Genomic DNA, 268 nt, shown 5'->3' on the forward strand with positions numbered 1-268 from the left:
GACGCGAATACCCAGCCCGGCCATCAATGCCGGATCCAGGTTGACCTGAATCTCCCGATCCACCCCGCCCATTCGCGAAATCAGCGCCACGCCCTGGACCGACAGCAGCTTCTTGCTCACTTCGTTGTCGACGAACCACGACAGCGCCTCTTCATCCAGGCTGTCGGAATCGATGACGTAGGTCAGCCACGAGGTGGCGCTGGTGGTCAGGCGCGACACGGATGGCGTGTCCCGCGCCGCCGGCAACCGCGGAATCGCGCTGTCCACC

Annotated in this window: 1 protein-coding gene; it reads right to left on the reverse strand. The window is 64.6% G+C overall.

Annotated features, from left to right (window positions below; translation table 11 throughout):
• Nucleotides 1-268: efflux RND transporter permease subunit (locus BK665_RS33170; protein WP_148053274.1), on the reverse strand; the 268-nt coding region annotated here is incomplete at both ends.

The sequence above is a fragment of the Pseudomonas frederiksbergensis genome (assembly GCF_003732665.1).
Lineage (GTDB): Bacteria > Pseudomonadota > Gammaproteobacteria > Pseudomonadales > Pseudomonadaceae > Aquipseudomonas > Aquipseudomonas frederiksbergensis_G.